20 protein-coding genes are annotated in these 19,665 nt (G+C 41.7%); 13 read left to right on the forward strand and 7 right to left on the reverse strand.

Annotation, left to right across the window (positions count from 1 at the left end):
* The 4 genes from gatA to rlmD all read left to right on the forward strand — a co-directional run bounded on the left by gatA (position 1) and on the right by rlmD (position 5,391).
* Positions 1–1,464, forward strand: coding sequence for an Asp-tRNA(Asn)/Glu-tRNA(Gln) amidotransferase subunit GatA (gene gatA / locus NRF22_RS04525; RefSeq protein ID WP_007744616.1), 1,464 nt, complete (start codon positions 1–3; stop codon positions 1,462–1,464).
* Complete coding sequence (gene gatB, locus NRF22_RS04530; protein WP_007744614.1) at positions 1,464–2,897, forward strand: Asp-tRNA(Asn)/Glu-tRNA(Gln) amidotransferase subunit GatB; 1,434 nt, start codon at positions 1,464–1,466, stop codon at positions 2,895–2,897. Before gatA ends, gatB begins: the two co-directional genes overlap by 1 nt.
* A gap of 83 nt (positions 2,898–2,980) precedes the next feature.
* Positions 2,981–4,018: a diacylglycerol kinase family lipid kinase gene (locus tag NRF22_RS04535; protein WP_263779416.1), complete on the forward strand. Its 1,038-nt coding sequence runs from the start codon at positions 2,981–2,983 to the stop codon at positions 4,016–4,018.
* The gene (gene rlmD, locus NRF22_RS04540; protein WP_263779418.1) at positions 4,015–5,391 is read left to right on the forward strand and encodes a 23S rRNA (uracil(1939)-C(5))-methyltransferase RlmD; all 1,377 of its coding nucleotides are present in this window, start codon (positions 4,015–4,017) and stop codon (positions 5,389–5,391) included. Before NRF22_RS04535 ends, rlmD begins: the two co-directional genes overlap by 4 nt.
* 57 nt (positions 5,392–5,448) lie before the next feature.
* Here rlmD and NRF22_RS04545 read toward each other — a convergent pair whose 3' ends face one another.
* Positions 5,449–6,306, reverse strand: coding sequence for a MurR/RpiR family transcriptional regulator (locus tag NRF22_RS04545; protein WP_263779419.1), 858 nt, complete (start codon positions 6,304–6,306; stop codon positions 5,449–5,451).
* A gap of 268 nt (positions 6,307–6,574) precedes the next feature.
* Between NRF22_RS04545 and NRF22_RS04550 the strand changes: the two genes are divergently transcribed.
* From NRF22_RS04550 to NRF22_RS04575, 6 genes are all read left to right on the forward strand, one after another.
* Positions 6,575–7,684 (forward strand): PTS fructose transporter subunit IIC, encoded by a 1,110-nt coding sequence (locus NRF22_RS04550; protein ID WP_263779421.1) that lies wholly within the window; start codon positions 6,575–6,577, stop codon positions 7,682–7,684.
* Between the two features lie 22 nt (positions 7,685–7,706).
* Entirely contained in the window at positions 7,707–8,153 is a 447-nt protein-coding gene (locus tag NRF22_RS04555) for a PTS sugar transporter subunit IIA (RefSeq protein ID WP_263779422.1), read from the forward strand.
* Positions 8,150–8,455, forward strand: a complete 306-nt coding sequence (locus tag NRF22_RS04560; RefSeq protein WP_263779423.1) for a PTS fructose transporter subunit IIB — start codon at positions 8,150–8,152, stop codon at positions 8,453–8,455. The genes NRF22_RS04555 and NRF22_RS04560 overlap by 4 nt, the downstream gene beginning before the upstream one ends.
* Before the next feature lie 89 nt (positions 8,456–8,544).
* Entirely contained in the window at positions 8,545–9,540 is a 996-nt protein-coding gene (locus NRF22_RS04565) for a Gfo/Idh/MocA family protein (protein ID WP_263779424.1), read from the forward strand.
* A gap of 26 nt (positions 9,541–9,566) precedes the next feature.
* Positions 9,567–10,409, forward strand: coding sequence for an alpha/beta hydrolase (locus tag NRF22_RS04570; protein ID WP_263779425.1), 843 nt, complete (start codon positions 9,567–9,569; stop codon positions 10,407–10,409).
* 69 nt (positions 10,410–10,478) lie between these two features.
* Positions 10,479–10,967: a VOC family protein gene (locus tag NRF22_RS04575; RefSeq protein WP_263779427.1), complete on the forward strand. Its 489-nt coding sequence runs from the start codon at positions 10,479–10,481 to the stop codon at positions 10,965–10,967.
* 81 nt (positions 10,968–11,048) lie between these two features.
* Here NRF22_RS04575 and NRF22_RS04580 read toward each other — a convergent pair whose 3' ends face one another.
* Entirely contained in the window at positions 11,049–11,789 is a 741-nt protein-coding gene (locus NRF22_RS04580) for an SDR family NAD(P)-dependent oxidoreductase (protein WP_007744597.1), read from the reverse strand.
* Between the two features lie 311 nt (positions 11,790–12,100).
* On the opposite strand from NRF22_RS04580, the gene NRF22_RS04585 reads away from it, so the two are divergent.
* From NRF22_RS04585 to NRF22_RS04595, 3 genes are all read left to right on the forward strand, one after another.
* Positions 12,101–12,460, forward strand: coding sequence for an iron chaperone (locus NRF22_RS04585; protein ID WP_263779428.1), 360 nt, complete (start codon positions 12,101–12,103; stop codon positions 12,458–12,460).
* Between the two features lie 107 nt (positions 12,461–12,567).
* Positions 12,568–13,278 (forward strand): aspartate/glutamate racemase family protein, encoded by a 711-nt coding sequence (locus NRF22_RS04590; protein WP_263779429.1) that lies wholly within the window; start codon positions 12,568–12,570, stop codon positions 13,276–13,278.
* 38 nt (positions 13,279–13,316) lie between these two features.
* Complete coding sequence (locus tag NRF22_RS04595; protein WP_263779430.1) at positions 13,317–14,258, forward strand: nucleoside hydrolase; 942 nt, start codon at positions 13,317–13,319, stop codon at positions 14,256–14,258.
* A gap of 93 nt (positions 14,259–14,351) precedes the next feature.
* On the opposite strand, the gene NRF22_RS04600 is transcribed toward NRF22_RS04595, so the two are convergent.
* The 5 genes from NRF22_RS04600 to NRF22_RS04620 form a co-directional block, all read right to left on the reverse strand.
* Entirely contained in the window at positions 14,352–15,287 is a 936-nt protein-coding gene (locus NRF22_RS04600; RefSeq protein WP_007744591.1) for a phosphoglycerate dehydrogenase, read from the reverse strand.
* 24 nt (positions 15,288–15,311) lie between these two features.
* The gene (locus NRF22_RS04605) at positions 15,312–16,094 is read right to left on the reverse strand and encodes a glucose 1-dehydrogenase (RefSeq protein WP_007744586.1); all 783 of its coding nucleotides are present in this window, start codon (positions 16,092–16,094) and stop codon (positions 15,312–15,314) included.
* Between the two features lie 25 nt (positions 16,095–16,119).
* Entirely contained in the window at positions 16,120–17,382 is a 1,263-nt protein-coding gene (locus tag NRF22_RS04610; protein WP_007744585.1) for a hypothetical protein, read from the reverse strand.
* Position 17,383: 1 nt separating this feature from the next.
* Entirely contained in the window at positions 17,384–18,139 is a 756-nt protein-coding gene (locus NRF22_RS04615; RefSeq protein ID WP_007744584.1) for a sugar phosphate isomerase/epimerase family protein, read from the reverse strand.
* Positions 18,140–18,258: 119 nt separating this feature from the next.
* Entirely contained in the window at positions 18,259–19,269 is a 1,011-nt protein-coding gene (locus tag NRF22_RS04620) for a LacI family DNA-binding transcriptional regulator (RefSeq protein ID WP_007744582.1), read from the reverse strand.
* Positions 19,270–19,665: the final 396 nt, after the last annotated feature.

The raw sequence follows: 19,665 nt of genomic DNA on the forward strand, positions 1-19,665 counted from the left end.
ATGACTGATTTTTTTCAGGAAGATTTAGTTAGTTTGCACAAAAAATTAGTCAATAAGGAAATTACCGCTGTTGACTTGGCAAAGGCAGCTTTAGATAAAGCTGAACATGCCCAAAAAGACGTCAATGCCTATATCACTTTGGACCGTCAAGGTGCTTTAAAACGCGCTGCTGAAATCGACGCTGCCGGCATTGACGCTGACAATATTTTTTCCGGCATTCCTTTGGCTGTCAAAGATAACATTGTCACCAAGGGGCTTCGGACAACAGCTGCTTCGCATATTTTGGACAACTTTGTCCCAATTTATGATGCAGCCGTCATGGAAAAGCTGAACAAACTGGGATTGGTTGTGATTGGCAAAACGAACATGGATGAGTTTGCCATGGGCGGTTCGACTGAGACCTCGTTCTTTGGCAAGACGGCAAACGCTTGGGATCACACAAAGGTTCCCGGCGGTTCTTCGGGCGGATCGGCAGCAGCTGTTGCTTCCGGCCTGATCCCATTTGCATTGGGTTCTGATACAGGCGGTTCGATTCGTCAGCCGGCTGCTTTTAACGGCATTGTTGGTTTGAAACCAACGTACGGCCGTGTCTCACGCTGGGGACTGATTGCCTTTGGTTCCAGCTTGGATCAGATTGGTCCTTTGACACGGACTGTTAAAGATAATGCACGTGTTTTGTCAGTGATTGCTGGCAAAGACCCTCGTGATACGACAAGCGAAGACAGCCCGGTACCGGACTTTTTAGCCAACATTGAAGGCGGTGTTAAGGGCTTACGTGTGGGCGTGCCTAAGGAATATTTTGCTAAGGGTATCGACGACGACGTCAAAGCAACCATCAAAAAAGCGATTGCTAAATTTGAGGAATTAGGTGCCGTCGTTGATGAAGTTTCCCTGCCGCATTCTCGCTACGGCATTGCCGCCTACTATATTCTAGCTTCGTCTGAGGCTTCTTCGAATCTGCAGCGTTTTGATGGTATTCGTTACGGTTATTCAGCACGTCAAGAAGGCCAGACTCTAGAAGATTTGTATGTCAAGACACGTTCTGAAGGCTTTGGTCCAGAAGTAAAACGGCGAATTATGTTAGGAACATTCGCCTTATCAGCCGGATTCTATGATGCCTACTTTAAAAAGGCCGCTCAGGTCCGGACTTTGATTGTGTCTGATTTTACTAAAGTTTTTCAGGATCATGATTTGATTTTGGGCCCAACGACGACTTCGACAGCCTTTGACCTTGGCTCTGAAGATGATGATCCAGTCAAAATGTATATGAATGATTTGCTGACAATTCCTGTGAATTTGGCTGGTCTGCCAGGTATGTCGATTAATGCCGGTTTTGCTAATCATCTGCCGGTCGGTCTGCAGATTATTGGCCGTCCTTTTGATGAAAGCACGATTTACCGCGCAGCCTATGCCTTTGAACAGGCGACAAAACTATATGAACAGCATCCGGAGGTGAGTTTCTAATGTCGAGTTTTGAAACAACAATTGGGCTGGAAGTCCATATTGAATTAAAAACAAAATCCAAAGCCTTTTCACCTTCGCCGGTTAATTTTGGTGATCCGGCTAATGAAAATACGAACGTGATTGATTGGGGCTATCCTGGCGTTCTGCCTTCTGCTAACAAAGCCGCTCTAGAAGGCGGTATGATGGCCGCTTTGGCACTGAATGCACAGATTTCGCGCGATGTACATTGGGATCGAAAAAATTATGTTTATCCTGATAACCCGAAATCATATCAAGTGACTCAACAGCAGACGCCGATCGGACATGATGGTTATGTGGAAATTCAGATGCCTGATGGTCAGACTAAGCGTATTGGAATTAAAGAACTGCATGTCGAAGAGGATGCCGGCAAAAACTCGCATTCTGGCAAGGGCTATTCCTTGGTCGATTTGAATCGTCAAGGGACGCCATTGGTAGAAATTGTTTCCCAGCCAGATATTACCAGCCCTGAAGAAGCCTACCTTTATTTGGAGAAACTGCGTCAGCTGATCCAATTCACGGGTATTTCTGATGTGAAGATGCAGGAAGGCTCGATGCGTGTTGATATCAATATTTCCGTTCGTCCGATCGGGGCCGCGAAGTTTGGTACCAAAGTCGAAATTAAAAACGTCAACTCGTTTCAATATGCTCGCAACACATTGATTTATGAAGAGGAACGCCAACGCGAAGAATTAATGGCCGGTCACACAATTGGTCAAGAGACGCGTCGTTTTGATGAGCCGACCAAGTCAACGATCCTAATGCGTGTCAAAGAGGGGGCCGATGATTACCGTTATTTCCCAGAACCTGATTTGCCGCCAATTCACGTTTCCGATGCTTGGATTGATGAAGTCAGGTCGCGTTTGCCGGAAGCTGCTGCTACTCGCGTCCACCGTTATATGACTGAGTTCGGCCTCTCGGATAAAGATGCTGCTGTACTGACGCAGACACTCGAAATGGCCAACTTCTTTGATCAGACAGTTGCCAACGGTGCTGATCCAAAGCGGGCTGCCAACTATTTGATCGGGGATGTTAATGCCTATCTGAACGAGACGCAATTAGATCTTCAAAACACCAAATTGACGGCAGTTAATTTAGCTGAATTGATCAAGCTGATTGATGATGGTACAATTTCGACGAAGCAAGCCAAAAAAGTCTTCACTGCAATTACCGAAGGTAAAGACCCCAAGGCTTATGTCACGGAAAATGGTCTTGTACAATTATCCGATCCATCAAAATTGACGCCGATGATTAGTCAGATTCTGGATAATAACCAGCAATCTGTTGATGACTTTAAGGGCGGTAAAGATCGTGCGATTGGTTATTTGACTGGCCAAGTAATGAAAAGTACGCATGGCAATGCCAATCCTAAAGTGGTTCATGAACTGCTGCTGGCTGAATTGAGCAAGCGCTAAATTGCATATCACTTCTAAGACCGCCTCTCTAGCGGTCTTTTTTTGTCCAAGGCCGTCCCGTTATCCTCTATAATTGTTTTTATATGAAACGAGCACGTATAATTTATAACCCTTCCTCTGGACGTGAAGCCATTCAAAGAGATTTAGTCGAAATCATGAAAGTTTACGAGAAGGCTGGTTATGAGACATCTGTATTTGAAACAACACCTAAGGCTTTTTCCGCGCGCGATGAAGCAGCACGAGCAGCTCAAGATGGGTTTGATTTAGTTGTGGCTGCCGGTGGAGATGGGACAGTTAATGAAGTCGTCAATGGCATTTCAGGTTTAGACAAACGCCCTTTAATGGCCGTTATTCCTTCTGGGACTACCAACGATTATGCGCGTGCCTTAAAAATTCCGCGCGATGATTTAGTCGAAGCAGCCAAAGCAATCAATAAGCACGAAACGATCAAAATGGATATCGGCAAAATCACCGATGGCAAATCACGCCTGGACTACTTTATGAATATCGGCGCCTTGGGTACTTTGTCTGAATTGACTTATGAAGTGCCATCCATGCTGAAGTCGTTGTACGGTTATTTGGCTTATATTACAAAAGGTGCCGAGCTGATTACGCGGATTAAATCAGTGCCAGTCCGCATCAGCTATGATGATGGCGTTTATGAAGGTGAAGTTAGCCTGGTATTGTTGGCCCTAACCAATTCAGTCGGCGGTTTTGAAAAAATTGTCCCCGATGCCAAACTGGATGACGGAAAATTTTCTTTGCTGATTGTTGAAAAGTCCAATATTGTTCAGCTGTTTAACTTGATTACCAAGGCGCTGAATAATGGCTCGCATATCAAAGATAAGCTGATCACTTATATCAAGACGAGCAAAGTAGCCGTTGCGCCTTTATCTAATGATCAGATGAAAGTGAATTTGGATGGCGAGTTTGGCGGGATTGCCCCGATGGCCTTTGAAAATCTCCAGCAGCATATTGAATTTGTTGCCGAGACTTCCAAAATGCGTCCCGGGTCTCGTATGCGGGCTCAGACAGCTAATGAAGTGATGGTTAAGCGGGCTGAGGAAGAATTTAAAACGGCCTCAAAATTGGTCAAAAAGCACAAGGAAGGCAGTAAGTGAGTAAAAATAATCGTCCTAATTTGGTTAAAAATCAAGAATTAGTCGGGGATGTCATCGATTTGACCTACGAAGGGCTCGGGGTCGTCAAAATTGATGACTTTCCGATTTTTGTTTCCGACAGCCTGCCAGGCGAGAAAATCTCTTTTGCCATTACGCGTGTTTTAAATTCTTATGCCTTTGCTCGTGTGCTAAAACGACTGACCACTTCACCGGACCGCGTGATTAGCGAGCATGCCGACATGATTGCTAGCGGGATTGCGCCACTTGTGAATCTTGCTTATCCGGCACAGCTGGCTTTTAAAAGAGAACAAGTGCGTCAGCTGTTTCATAAAGCGGGTCTCGATCAGATCGAGGTGCTGCCGACCATTGGCATGGCAAACCCGACTCATTACCGCAATAAGACGGTCGTACCGATTAAGTTTCAGCAGGGACGTCTGACGACGGGTTTTTATCGCCGCGGGTCGCACAAGCTCGTTCCGATCAGTGATTATTATTTAAATGATCCGAAAATTGATGCTGCTGTCGGAATTGCACGTGATGTGCTGAATCGTTTTGGTGTCTCCGCTTATGACGAAATCACACGGGAAGGCTTGCTGCGTTATTTGATGGTGCGCCGTGGCTACGTCACGGGTCAAATGATGCTGGCGATCGTTGCAACTGGCAAAAAATTGCCGCAGGAAAAAGCGGTTGTTGCTGCGATTAAAAAAGCTTTACCGGATTTGACCAGCCTGATTTTAAATTACAATCCCAAGCAGACTAATGTCCAGTTGGGTCTGGATAATCGCGTTCTCTATGGCAGCCCCGTGATTCATGACACACTACTGGGCTTGGATTTTGAGATTGGCGTCAATTCCTTTTATCAAGTCAATCCGCAGACGACAGCCGTTTTGTATCAGAAAGCTGCTGAGGTGGCAGATCTGGATGGGGATGAATTAGCCGTCGATGCCTATTCGGGAATCGGCACAATTGGCTTGTATATCTCCAGCCAAGTGAAAAAAGTCATTGGTGTGGAAGTCGTCGCACCTGCTGTCGCCGATGCCAAGAAAAACATGCAGGCCAATCATATTCAAAACGCCGAATATATCGCAGCGGATGCACCTGATCAGTTTGTTAAATGGGCACAGAGTGGTATTCGCCCGGATGTTGTTTTTGTTGACCCGCCAAGAAAAGGCCTTTCACCAGAACTGATCGAGGCCGTTGGCCAGATGCGGCCGAAAAAATTTGTCTATGTTTCCTGCAATCCGGCTACTTTGGCGCGCGATGTCGTTTTGCTTAGGCAGCAAGGTTATCAAGTGGCCAAACCTGTACAGCCGATTGACCAGTTCCCGCAGACCATGCATGTGGAGTGTGTGCTGCTGATGACACGAGTCTAATTTTCATCAATAGTCGCAATGCTAGTTCAACAGTGAGTCAAGCCGAGTGAGATTTTTTTATCTAAACCGAGTGTCTAACAGAATTGTTTCTGTTTTAATTCTTTGTCGGCTATTTTCTTCAAAATTACTTGCAAAAATACAGGAAAACAAAACGCTCAGAACATATTTAATGGCTACTTGTGATGAAAAAGTAGAAAATTTGATAGATGGATCTTCTTTTTTAAATATCGGTAGAACAATATCGCTCAGCTTTGCGATAGACGAGTCGCGTTTGGCACTAATTGCGATTATTTTCGAGGCGCTGCTTTTGAGTATCTTGATTAAACGCACCAAATTTTTATTTTCCCCACTATACGAAATAATGATGGCACAATCGTTTTTATCTAAAGTTAAAGCAAGTTGCAAATCTTCAGAGGGTATTGTGGACATTAACATATTTAGATGTATTTTCATTAAGTCATTCTGAAAAGCCAGTGCATCGATATAGGTATCACCGGATGCAAATATTGCCACTCTTTTCCCTTGAAGAATCATCTGCACAGTATTTGCCAAAGCCTCGTTTGAAAGCAGTTGATAGGTACTTTCCATGGATTCGCGAGATAATTCCAAGATTTTTTTTGAAATATCTAAGTTAGAATCCTGATTTGTAAAAGGAAAATCAGCATTGACACTAGCTATTTCTTCAAATTTGTCTTGTAAATTAGCAGATAACGTGATTTTGAACTGCTGGTAACCTTTTAAACCTATTTTTCGACATAACCTGACAATTGTTGATGTTGAGGTGTAAGTTGCCTTGGCGAGTTCTTGGATTGACATATCCAATACCTTGTCTTTATTCTGCAAGACATAATTTGCAATCGTAATTTCTGAGTTATTGAAGTGGCGATGTTTTTTCAGTTCTTGGACAATATTCATGTTTACTCCTTTGCTTCAAAAATCAAGGTATTTCTTTTTGTACTTTGAACTAAAAATATCTAAAAGTAAATATCGTATTTGGTCATGTTTGGCACAATGTTCAAATAATGAGCTGTAAAATACGCGTTTACGGAACAAATTTACAAAGTAAAATGAAAGCGTTTACATTGAGATAATTATCTGCTGTAATGAGTTTGTGAAGGTGATCAATTGCGAACTTCGAACGATTGGATTGCGCGATTGTCTTAAAAGGACAGGAGATGATAAGATGCATGATTTTATTGATGTTTTCCAGCACTTGAGAAAGCACCTCTTAGCGGGAGTTTCTTACTTAATTCCCGTAGTCGTAGTTGGTGGTATTATGACTGGTCTTGGTGTTGCTTTTGGTGGGCCGACTGTATATAAGGATTTGGGCAGTTTTCCGGCTTTTTTGTTCACACTGGGAAAGACAGGACTGAACTTAATGGCTCCTGTGATTGCTGCATATATTGGTTTTTCCATTGCCGATAAGGCAGCTATTGCGCCAGGTTTTATTGTTGGGCAATTAGCACAGGATAGCGGTGCTGGGTTTTTAGGTGGCGTATTTGCTGGACTGTTCTGCGGCATTGTCATTATGTTTTTGAAAAAAATCAAAGTACCTAAGAATTTTTCTGCATTAGTCAGTATCATTGTCATTCCGTGTATTGCAGCCTTATCGGGCGCTATGATTATGAATTTTGCGGTGACTGGGTGGGTGGTAGCTTTTATCCACTGGCTTACTACTTTTGTATCCGGATTAGGAACGAGCAACCTAATTTTGATAGGCATCGCTTTTGGCATTATCGGTTCCTTTGATTTGGGTCTTTTTGGTTCTAAAGCGTTGAGCGCAGTTTGCTTATCTATGCTAGCAACCATTGATCCTAAAACTGGTCTACCAATTATGATTGCACAAAGGCTGCTGTTAACAACTGTCACCGCGACAGTTGTACCACCTTTAGTTTGCGCTTTAGTGACATTAGTTCGACCAAAGATATTTACAACTGAAGAAAAAGAAGTTGGACGAGCAGCGCTCTTCTTGGGAGCTTTTGGTATTACAGAGGGCTCTATTCCATTGGCTCTTTCCGATGCCAAGGTATATGCAGGATGTATCGTTGGTGCGACTGCAGGAGCTATTTCTACCATATTGTTGGGTGCCGGAACAATAGTCAACTGGGGTGGTATTCCGACTTTTCCAGGAACAACAAATGTTTGGCTATACGCACTTGCTGTGCTGATTGGTACCTTAGTAGGAACCCTCTTTATTATTTTAACTAAACATCAACGGACAAAGTTAGATGACACGACCGATCAAGATGTAAAAGTAACGCAAGAAGGCGAAGAATTCGATTTGAATCTTTGATGAGGAATGAATATCGAATATGTTGATTGATGAAAAATTGATTAAACTTGATGCAAATTATCACAGTAAAGAAGAGGTGATTCGGAATGTTGCTCAACTGTTTTGGGACAGCAATAAATTAAACGATCAAGAAGCTTATATTCAGGCGGTCTTAGATCGTGAGACGGAACTTTCGACAAATCTCGGAGATGGTATTGGTTTGCCACATGCTAAAACATCGGCTGTCAAGGAAGCTGGATTGGCCTTTGTAAGATTGCAAAAACCAATCCCATGGGGAGATCAAGAACCAGTTCGTATTGTTTTCCAGATTGCTGTCAGCAATAATTCAGCAAACTTGCACCTCAAAATATTGTCTCAATTGGCTAGAAAATTAATTTATGACGATTTTAAAGAAAAACTTTTTAAAATTGATGATCCTGTAGAATTATTGGCTTTACTTTCTGAAGCCACTGGAGGCATCTTAAAATGAAAATATTAGCAGTAACATCTTGTCCAGCTGGTGTAGCACACACCTTTATGGCTGCGGAAGCGATCGAAAAAGCCGCTAAAAGTGCTGGAGTGGCAATCAAAGTTGAGACACAAGGAGCCTTGGGCATTGAAAACAGAATTGGTCCTGATGATATCAAAGGAGCAGCAGCCGTTGTTTTAACCAATGACATTCCGATTCGAGAAAGGGAAAGATTTAATTCTTTGAAGATATTCAATGTTAGTTCGACTGCAATGATTAAGTCTGCTCCTAAAATTATTGAAGCAATCGAGGAAAAAATATGACTAAATTTTCATGTATCACCCCGTCTGCTGGCCTTGCAGTGCATATTGGGAGTCACATAACTATCGGCATCGTATTGAGGAGGTTTTAAATGAACGTTGGCATTATTGGTTCAGGTTTGATCACGCAAGCAGCTTTAGATATTTTTTCCCGATTAGAAAATGTGCAATGCACCGCGATGTATTTTCGAAGTGTTGATCAAACGTCGGCTGCTTTGATCCAGAAAAAGTATAAAATCAATACTATTTATGACAACATTGATGACTTTCTAAGTGATACCAGCTTCAATGTGGTGTATATAGGTGTAATCAATAGTGCACATTATGGTTTTGCAAAGAAAGCACTCTTAGCAAACAAGCAGGTTATTAGTGAAAAAGCTTTTACATCAACTTACAAAGAGGCCGCAGATCTCGCTAAAACAGCTGAAGATCATCAACGCCTATTACTTGGCGCTAATCGATTAACCTACACCGAAAATTTTAAAGAGATTCAGCGAAGGATGCCGCAACTCGGAGATATTAAACTGGTTATGTGTAATTATTCGCAATATTCGCGAAGATACAATGAATATTTAAAAAGGCATGTTTTGCCGGTCTTTGATCCAACATTGTCCGGCGGATCGCTTTATGACATCAATGTTTACAATGTTTACTTTGTAGTTGCCCTCTTTGGCGAACCACAAAGTGTTCACTACTATCCAAATAAAGGATTTAACGGTATTGACACATCGGGGATTCTTGTCTTAACTTACAAAGGATTCCAAGCTGTTTGCAGTGCGGCTAAAGATTCTGAAAGTTCACCGTTCATGACCGTCCAAGGAACTAAGGGACACATTGATGTAGAGTCGATTCCTTCTCAGGTTGAGAATGTTAGCTTGACACAAATTGGTCAACCAACACAAACTATCAATTTGAATCATTATGATGATGCCATGGAAAATGAATTTATTCAGATCTTCAAAATAATTAACGAAAAAAATGATACATTAGCTGCTGCAAATTTAAATGTCACTCTGAATGTTATGAAAGTTCTAGAAACGGCTCGTCAGGACGCGGGAATCAGATTTACAGCAGATGATCAAGATTAATATCTCATAGCAGGAGGGATTTTTAGTTGATATTTAAACAGTACAATTTCACGGAAGGCAAATATGATTTACAAGGTGATGGTAGGCTTGTTTCTGATATTTCATATAAGAATGACTCCAAAAGAAATAAATTAGACTTATACCTGCCGTCAATTAAAAAGGACAAATATCCGATTGTAATTTTTATCCATGGTGGTGGTTTTATCAAAAGTGATAAGACACATCATTTGAGTGAAATTTTAAATGTATTACAAGATGGCTATGCGGTTGTGAGCCTTAATTACCGTTTGAATGACGAGGTGGTTTATCCGGAAAACTTAGAAGATTGCGTTGATGCAATTAATTTTTTGAGTCAACACAGCCTAGACTGGCACATAGATACTCAAAGAATAGTGCTTTGGGGAGAGACTCACGGCGGCTTATTGGCCAGTCAAATTGGTATTCAAAGACATTTATCGGCTTTTTATCGAATTGTAGGTGTGGTTAGTTTTTATGCACCAATTAACCTTTATGAATTTCATCGAGTACAGATCAATACAGGACAATTGATGAAGATAGGCGACCAAAGTGCTGACCAATTATCTTTTGGTGAAGATAACGAGGACAAGCTTCTCAAACTTTTGCAATCTTATGATCCTCTATCCGACATTGATGGTACACAGCCGCCTTTTTATCTATTGCATGGAGAAAAAGATAGTTTTGTACCACCGGCGTTTTCACAGCGCTTTGCAGATACTTTGACGCGGAATGGTGTCCCAATAATTTTGAATTTTGTCCCAAACGGCACCCACGGTATCGACTTTTATGATCATGAAGTTTACAACATCCCAATTAGAAAATTTATTAATAATTGCTTTATTCGATCGTGATCCGGTGTCGTGTATTGGCAAAGTTTGACAAATGCAAGTTGAAAAATTAGAAAATAGTGAGGAAAAAATATGTTATTCACATCGTTAATGCATGTGTCGTTTTACGCAAAGGACATCGAGACGATCCGCGAATTTTACGTAGATAAGCTTGAGGGAAATATTAAGATGCTGGTTAGAAACAGTGTCTATCGAGATCAAAAAGGCCATCCTTTTTACGAAAGGGCACAAAAAGATCCACAAGGCATTGCAATTATTTATTTTGAATTAGCACCTGGCCAATTTGTTGAGTTTTTCCCAGCCTTCGATGAACAGAAACCACATACGCATTTTAATGAATATGTTGGTTATTCGCACTTCAGCTTGCTGGTTGACGATATTCAGCAGACTAAAGAGAAGCTCATCAATAAAGATATTGCCATCGATTCTGGACCCAGTATTGGCAATTCCCATACTTGGCAAATGTGGATTCATGATCCAGAAGGAAATAGAATTGAAATCATGCAATATACGGATCAGTCATATCAGATTGTGGGGAATATTCAAGAAAAAGACGAATAAAATTTTTCAAATTTGTATAAAAACCCTTCCTCGTCAGGCAAATTCCCAGATTTGGAAGGTTTTTAGTAGTCAATTCGATTGTTAGACTAAAGTGATTCCGCCGTCAACAACTAAAGTCGAACCAGTGATATATGATGCATCATCAGAGACCAAGAATAATGCAGGCTTGGCAATTTCTATCGGCTGTCCAACTCTTTGCATTGGAATGATAGCCTCCAGGTATGACATCTGTTCGCCATTAACGGTATTTAAGATCGGTGTTTCGGTAATGCCCGGGCAGATGGCATTAACGCGAACACCTTTTGCAGCGTAATCGCGCGCCAAGACCTTGGTTAGAGAAATCAAGGCACTTTTTGAAGCACTATAGGCATAACTATTTGAATTTGTCGAGAGGCCTGCGATGGAGCTTGTATTAAGAATCGTACCTTTGGTTTTCATCAAATAAGGCATCGCTTGTTTGCACATCTGAAAAGGTGCTTTCAGATTAGTATCCATGACATCGTCAAACTCTTCGTAGGTCATTTCCTCAAGCGGTTTGGCCACTGAAATACCTGCATTGTTGAATAAAATGTCGATTTTGCCGTATGCCTCAATTGTGGTGTTCAACAGCTTATCAATGTCATCGGTATTTAACATATCGGCTTGAACAAAAACGGCTTCGCCGCCTTGATCTTTGATATGTTGAACGACCGCACGGCCGTTTTCCTGATTACGGCCAGCAACGACCACTTTTGCGCCCTCAGCAGCGAACAATATCGCTGAAGCTTCTCCGATACCTGATGTACCGCCGGTGACAATAGCCACCTTTTCTTTTAATTTCATAGTCATTCTCTCCAATGAGAAGATTGCGGACAATGCTGCGTTTATTGAAAACGCTTATATTTGCAATACTGTTTCTGGAAAAGCCCGCGTAAACAGTATGTGATAATAATAACATATTATCTGAACTGATGTTGTTTTCTTATTGCCAGGGAGGTTCAGACCAAGCCAAAACGCCGGCAATAAGGTTACAATATGCTTGTCTTGAGACTCTCCTTGGCTATCATAAGCGGCATTTGATAGGTAAAGGAGTATCAAAGACTGCACCAACATAGACAAAGCAATGCTTAAAAATTTTCACAGAGGATAATCATATGGCAACTAGCAATATTGATGATTATATAGCTGCACAGGCGGAGTCTTTACAACCGGTTCTTCAGAAAATCCGTCAAACAATTAGAGCCGCCGCACCAGACGCAACCGAAAAAATTTCTTATGGCATGCCGACTTTTTGGCAAGGGACGAATCTTATTCATTTTGCGGCCTTTAAAAATCACATCGGCATATACCCGGGCGGTCAAGCTCCCGCGGTTTTTGCCGACCGGCTGAAAAATTATAAAACTTCCAAGGGTACGATTCAGCTGCCTTTTGACCAGCCAATCGATTATCAATTAATTTCAGATATTGTTGTTTGGCGGCTTGCGCAGCAAACAACAGGCGGATATTCTGCATGACCTTTGAGCCGCTAAGATTCCTTGTGCTGTTAAGATTTATGACATGCTCGTCAATATTCAAAGAGCTTTAGTGTATATTCTCGTTAAATAGATTTGCGAGGTATAGCATGAAAAATTTTTTCGGTATTTTAGGCGGCATGGGTACGCGTGCGACTGAGGCATTTATTGACAGTATTAATCAATTGGCTAGGGCACAAAATGACCAAGATTATTTGAATTACATTGTTTTTAATCACGCAGCCATACCAGATCGCACGGCCTATATTCTAGGGCGGTCTGATCAAAATCCACTGCCTTTTTTAATCGAAGATGTCCAGCAAATGAACCAGCTTTCTCCCGATTTTATTTTGATTACCTGCAATACGGCACATAATTTTCTGCCCCAGTTGCAAAAAGCCGCACACATGCCGATTTTAGATATGCCCAGTTTAGCTGCGGCCGCTTGCAAACAATTTTCTTCTAAGAATTTGCGTGTTGGCTTATTAGCGACTTCCGGTACGATTGAGGCAGCTATTTACCAACCACATATTGCTGCATTGGGCTATCAGACAATCTTGCCCGACCCTGTTTGGCAGCGGAAAGTCATGGATGTCATTTACAAGGATGTTAAAGAAGCCGACCAAGTGAACCGGGTACGTTTCCACGCCTTGATTGAGCACATGCTCATCGATGAAAAGTGTGATTGTGTGATTTTAGCCTGTACAGAGTTATCGGTGGCTCAGCAGCGCGAAGCCTATGAATCGGACCGCGTGATCGATGCTCAGCAATTGTTAGCACGTCGAGCGGTGCAACTGGCACGTTCTTTACAATTTAGCTGAACGAATTTGTTAATCTTTTTAGGAGGAGAAAATTACTAATGAAGAAAAATGTGTACTTTAGTCATGATGGCGGTGTCGATGATTTAGTTTCGCTGCTTTTGCTGATGCAAATGGAGGATATTAACCTGACCGGCGTGGGCGTCATGGGTGCTGATTCTTATTTGGAACCGGCCTTGTCGGCAACGAGAAAGCTGATTGACCGTTTTGGCCATGGTCTCCAAATTCAGCCGGCAGCATCTGACTCGCGTGCTGTTCATCCTTTTCCTAAAGAATGGCGCATGGATGCATTTTCTTTTGATGCCTTTCCACTGTTAAACGAAAGCGGCCATATTCAGACAGCTGTCGCTGATAAAGCGGCGCATCTGGATTTAATTGATAAACTGCAGGCTCAGACAGGCAAAACCACTTTGGTCATGACTGGGCCTTTGAGTGATCTGGCTCGTGCTTTAAAAATTGATCCGACGATTATAGATAAAATTGACGAGCTTTATTGGATGGGCGGTACTTTAGACAACAAGGGCAACGTAGCCGAACCTGAGCAAGATGGCACAATCGAGTGGAACGCTTACTGGGATCCGCAGGCCGTTAAAGATGTCTGGGATTCGTCCATCAAGATTCATATGGTTGGGCTGGAAAGTACGCGCCAGGTCCCATTGACGCGTGATATTCGTCGTCACTGGGCATCACAGCGCAAGTATCCGATTTTGGATTTGATCGGTCAGGGTTATGCGCTAGTACCGCCTTTGGATCATTTTGAGACAAATTCGACTTATTTTATGTGGGATGTGTTGACGACCATATACAGCGGTTATCATGACGTGGCCGAAACTAAAGAAGTTTTGAGTGATGTTTCAGTCAGCAGCCCGTCAGACGGCCGGACTTTTGAAACAGCCGATGGTCGGCCGATCACCCTTGTTACCAAGGTAGATCACGACCGTTTCTTCCAATTAATTGATGAATTAGGTAAAAAAATCTATTAGTGTGCCAGATAATCTTGGTTAAATCTATAATTCACATATTTTTGTTAAAAAACTACCATAGTAAATGGTAGTTTTTTAGTTAACTATATATTCTCATTCCACTTGATTCACGGCCCATTTGGCTTTTTTACCAGACAGAACACGTACAACTTCACTTGCTGAATCAACAGCCATTCTTTCCATGCATTCTTTCGTATTAGAAGCAATATGCGGTGTTAACAGTACGTTATCGAGTTGATAAAACGCACTGCTTAACGGCAACGGTTCTGCATCAAACACATCTAAGGCTGCGGCACGGATTTGATGCTCGGCTAAGGCCTTTATAAGCGCTGTTTCATCAATTAGAGCCCCGCGACCCAAATTAACCAAGGAAGCCGTCTTTTTCATGAGACTGAATTCGCGCTTTCCAAACGAATGCGTAGTTTGTTCATTGACAACCAAATGAAGTGTAATAATATCAGCTTGACTGATTAAGCTGTCTCGGTCAACTAGCTTTCCGACCTGGCTGTCCTTAATAAACGGATCAAAAATTAAGACCTTCATCCCTAGGGCTTCAGCTTTTTGGGCAACGATTCGGCCGATTCGGCCATACCCCATGACGCCAAGTGTCTTACCATTTAAATCAAAACCCATATGAGTGGTCTTGTAGGCGAAGTTTCCCAGGCGCATTTCATGTGAAACGCGTGTTAAGTTTTTCGATAGATCAAAAATTTCAGCTAAAGTCGTTTCGGCCACGGTTGCTGCATTTGCTGTCGGTGTGATTGTGACAACAACACCTTGTTTGGCTGCAAATGTTGGATCAACATTATCGAATCCCACACCATGGCGAGCAATAATTTTCAAATTAGGAAATTGTTTTAACGTCTCATTATCAAAAGGGTCGGTCATTAGAATAATGCCATTTGCGTCTTGACCGTATTTTAAAATGGTTTCCTGTCGATCGTCTGGTACTGTAATCAGATCGAAATGATGTGTTAACAAATAATCTTTCCCTGCTTGTGATAAATTTTTAGGTACAACTACTTTCATGGTTCTTTCTCCTTTTTTGGTTTTTTATCTCAGTAGATATCCGCCATCTACTGGCAGCGTGACACCGGTAATATAATTCGAAGCCGTGCTGGCGAGAAAAACAATTGCGCCCATCAATTCTGATGGATCGGCCCAATGTGCCGCTGGAATGTGGGACAAAATTTCTTCATTTCTCCCTTTATCGTCACGTAAGGCCTGTGTCATGGGCGTGTTAATATATCCTGGTGCCAAAGCATTGACTTGGATATTACTGGCTGCCAAGGCATCTGCGTAGGCCTTGGTTAGACCGATGATGCCATGTTTACTAGCTGTATAAGGGAAAATAAATTTGCCCGCTCGGTATGATTGCATCGAAGCAATATTGATAATTTTGCCAGCATGCTGTTCAGCCATGACTTTAGCAACGGCGTGGGACAAAAAATACACAGCATTGAGATTTAAATCAATCACAGCCCGCCAGTCCTGATCATTAAAATCCTGCCATTTATTGCGCCGTTGCATACCGGCGTTGTTAACAAGAATATCGATCTTGCCGAATATCTTTTCGGCGTAGTTAACAATGGTGGCTGGTGCATCGGCATCGGTGATATCTTGTTTTAAAAATTTTATTTTTTGTCCACTGCCTTTGACTGATTCGGCCGTTTCCTGCCAACCAGTTTCGCTACGGCTGACAACCAGTACATTAGCACCCGATTGCATCAGGGCCCGTGTATAGTATTGTCCCAGCCCGGATGCCCCGCCTGTGACAATGGCATTTTTACCATCTAAGCGAAAGTATTGTGTGTCAAAATGATTAGCTTGTTCCATATCTTGCATCTCCTAATCTATTCATTTAATTAAACATAATCACGGCCAGCAATAAGTTGGCGGCACAAATGGTCCAGCCCCAAGGAACACCTGTTAACAGAAATTTTTTGGGGTTTAAGTGTGTGTATTCAATAGCCCATAAGTTCCAGGATTGGGTCACACACGCTGAAACAGCCATTGATACAGCTGGTACTGTGATCAAAGCGAAAGCGAAATATTGATTAAAAAAGCCTGTTCCGGCAATAACTGCTGCAGTTGCTGATCCGGCCCCCCAAACCATGAGTGGCCCTCTAAAAAGTGCCAGAGGAGCCAAAATGGCAAAAACAATCGCGATAATCCAAGGACTGTGTGGGACGATATTTTGTAGAATGCTGCTGAAACGTGCGGTATTTTTAACAGCCGCTGCGCTAAACATAGTTAAAATAAACAGCATCACTAATAAACCGGAGATATCGGAAATTGATTGACTGATAGTTTTATTAATTAAATTCAAACAATCATGATAGGTTTTCATATTTCCAGTTAACAACAAGGCTAGAATAATGGATAAAAGCAAAGATGGGATTGGTTGCCAACCAAAAACTAAATTCATCAATACCGGCAAGATAGGAATGAAAAAACTATAAACAGGTGTCTTGTTCATAGTGGCGACAGATGTATTTTCAGTAGCATGGATTGATTGGGCATGAAAGATGATAAAAGCTATTACAAACAGCATTTGTATCGCCATCGCCGAAAAGCCATACGCTAAATATTTGCTACCATATATAACTTTTGGGAAAAACAATTGGATTTGTTTAATAATGACAATGTTGACATACATTGGTGCACCCACTGAGAGCACAAAAGCGACCACTGAAATATTTTTTGGCAGGCCTAATGACTCCAAAATGGGTAGCAATATCACACCAACGGCAATGACAGCGCCGACACCGTAAGAACTGGTGAAAATGAAGGCTGTGACTAGGCAAACCAAAATCGTTGCAGTAATTGGATGCTTGCGGCTCACTTTAATGGTTTCCTGGCTAATCGATCCAGCAATATTCGTGTCAACAAGCACTCGACCGAACCAAGAACCAAAGATGATCACAACAATTGTTGATCCATAGTCCATTGCTGGCTGTGAAAATATATCGTTGATGGCAGTGTGATAGGGGATTCCACCAATCACAGTCCACAAAATGGCCATGAAAAAGAAGCCAATCATGATATTACCGCCGCGCATAACAAAATAGATGAAGGCAAAGAAGGTTAATAACAGCAAACATCCGATGATTACATTCGTCATTTTAGGGCCGGCTTTCTATGTATTTTTCCAAAATACTGATATCCAATTGTAGTTGTGTCATTGATTCAACTGGATACTCTAGAGCGACTGGTAAATCACCGGCTGTTAAATTGAGCAATGCTCGCCAATCCAGATTGCCTTGATCAATTGCAACGGTTTTAGGCTGACCATTTTCCATAACATAATCTTTTACATGAAGATAATTTGTGAAGGAATTTAATCGTTTTGTAGCTGTGAAGGGATCTTGTTTTGTGAAAACCCAATTGCCTAAGTCGTTAACGAATCCAACCTTGACGTGATGGTCTTTTGCATTCTTAAGAAATGACTCGATGTTTTCAGCTGATCCACTCAAAGGTGTTTGATCGTTTTCCACATTAAGCTCGATTGACTTGGGCAGAATGCTCCCAAGTTCCCTTTGAAGATCGCCGTGAAAGCTAGCAAAATCACCAACATTCAGTTTGACGTAACTAGCTCCAAATAGCTTGGCTTCAGCGAAATATTGTAATAATTTGGGGTTTACTTGTCCTTGTATAAACAGGACATCGGGCACCGAATAAAATAAGGTCAAACGTTTTCCCAATTTTGCATAATTAAGCGCTTCCATTTCTTGCAAAAAGAAATGGAAATATTCGCGGCGAAGCTCAATACGCCATATGCCCGCATTGACGAGTTGATCTACCAATGCAGTTTGTGTCTGTCCTTTATCGTGCTGTTGCTGTAATACTAATGTGTTTATAACAATTTGATTATTTTTCAAGAAGGTCTCCTTTGTTAATTTTAAATTAACTATGCTTCTTTTTAGGAAAACGTTTTCCCTGAGCACAAAGATTAGCTTACTACGCATTTTTTTAACTGTCAATTGGATTCATAAAAAATTCACAAGGAGTGGCCAACGTTTAATTGACTTTCCACAATTATAGTTTCTGCTTTAATGGGCTTTGTCCCTTCTATTTCTTTCACAAGCACCTGAGCCGCTGTTGATCCAATTATTTTTGGATTTTGCTGAATTGTTGTCATGACTGGATGAGTTAATTTGGCCCATTCCCAATCATCAAAAGCTGATAATCCAATTTGGTCCGGGACGCTAACATGCCGCTGGTTTAGAATACGCATAATGCGCAAAAGCAGCGGTCCCTTTAGAGCATAGAGCGCTGTTTTCGTGTGAAAGTTATTGGTTTTTTTTCGCAATGATTGAAAAATTTCTTCATCATTAGTTGTTTTTTGAATTTCAACGAGGCCTAATTGAAATGAATTTTGTTTTTGCAAATCGAAGAGTGCCATATAACGTTCTTGGCGAGCTGAGTTTTTGTCAATGGGTTCGCTGACAACAAGAATTTGCGGATACTGCATCTGAATCATTAATTGACCTAATTTTTTGGAGTAAGCATAGTTATCTGTCACAACCTCTGGCCAGAGAGTTGGCTGGATTTGTCGATCGACAATTACGAGCGGAATTCGTTGCTTTTGTAGATAACTGTAATTGCTAGACTTGCTGCTCATTGGTTGTAGAAGAATCCCGTCAATCTGCAATTCAAGCAAGCGCTGTATCTGTCGTCGTTCGATAATCTGGGAATTATTGGAATTCATTAAAATGATCTGAAAATTTTTTTTGGCCAGCACTTCGTCAGCTCCTTTAAATAATAAGGATGAGAAAAAGTTTTCAACGTCAGCTACAACGACACCAATCAGTCTGCTCGATTGCTTTTTGAGAGTTTGTGCTTGGCGATTAACATGGTAATCACTGTGCTTCACGGCCTCATCAATTTTTTGCCGGGTTGCTTCAGACATTTTTGTATAGTTGTGGTTAAGAAAACGAGAAACTGTTGTAATCGACACACCTGCTAAACGGGCAACGTCGTTGATTGTTGATCTTCTTGCTTGATTCATGATGAATTTTAAAGTGATTGTTAGATTTATTTTGCGCTTTTTTAGACTTTATGTTGACTTATTTATGAAATAAATTGATATCTGTGGCTCGTTTTCCTTGTTTGGAGGAGGTATTTAATAACTGTCATTAAAAGGATTGACAAATTATTTTAATCCGAGTAAGCTTCTAAGCAATCGAATAAATAAAACAACGAACAGAAGAGTAACTTGTTTGAGATGCCAAGAGAATCGGCACTGCTGGAAAGTCGATCATTGATACAAGCGAACCACACCTGTGAGTGCAGCCGAAATACTGCCGGGTCACCCGTTATCGTCAGAGTCTTTGACTCACTGAGGCTATTAAAGCAATTTAATAGCGTTAAGAGGTGGAACCGCGCACAACGCCCTCTCAATCTT

The organism is Oenococcus kitaharae (assembly GCF_025758695.1).
Taxonomy (GTDB): domain Bacteria; phylum Bacillota; class Bacilli; order Lactobacillales; family Lactobacillaceae; genus Oenococcus; species Oenococcus kitaharae_A.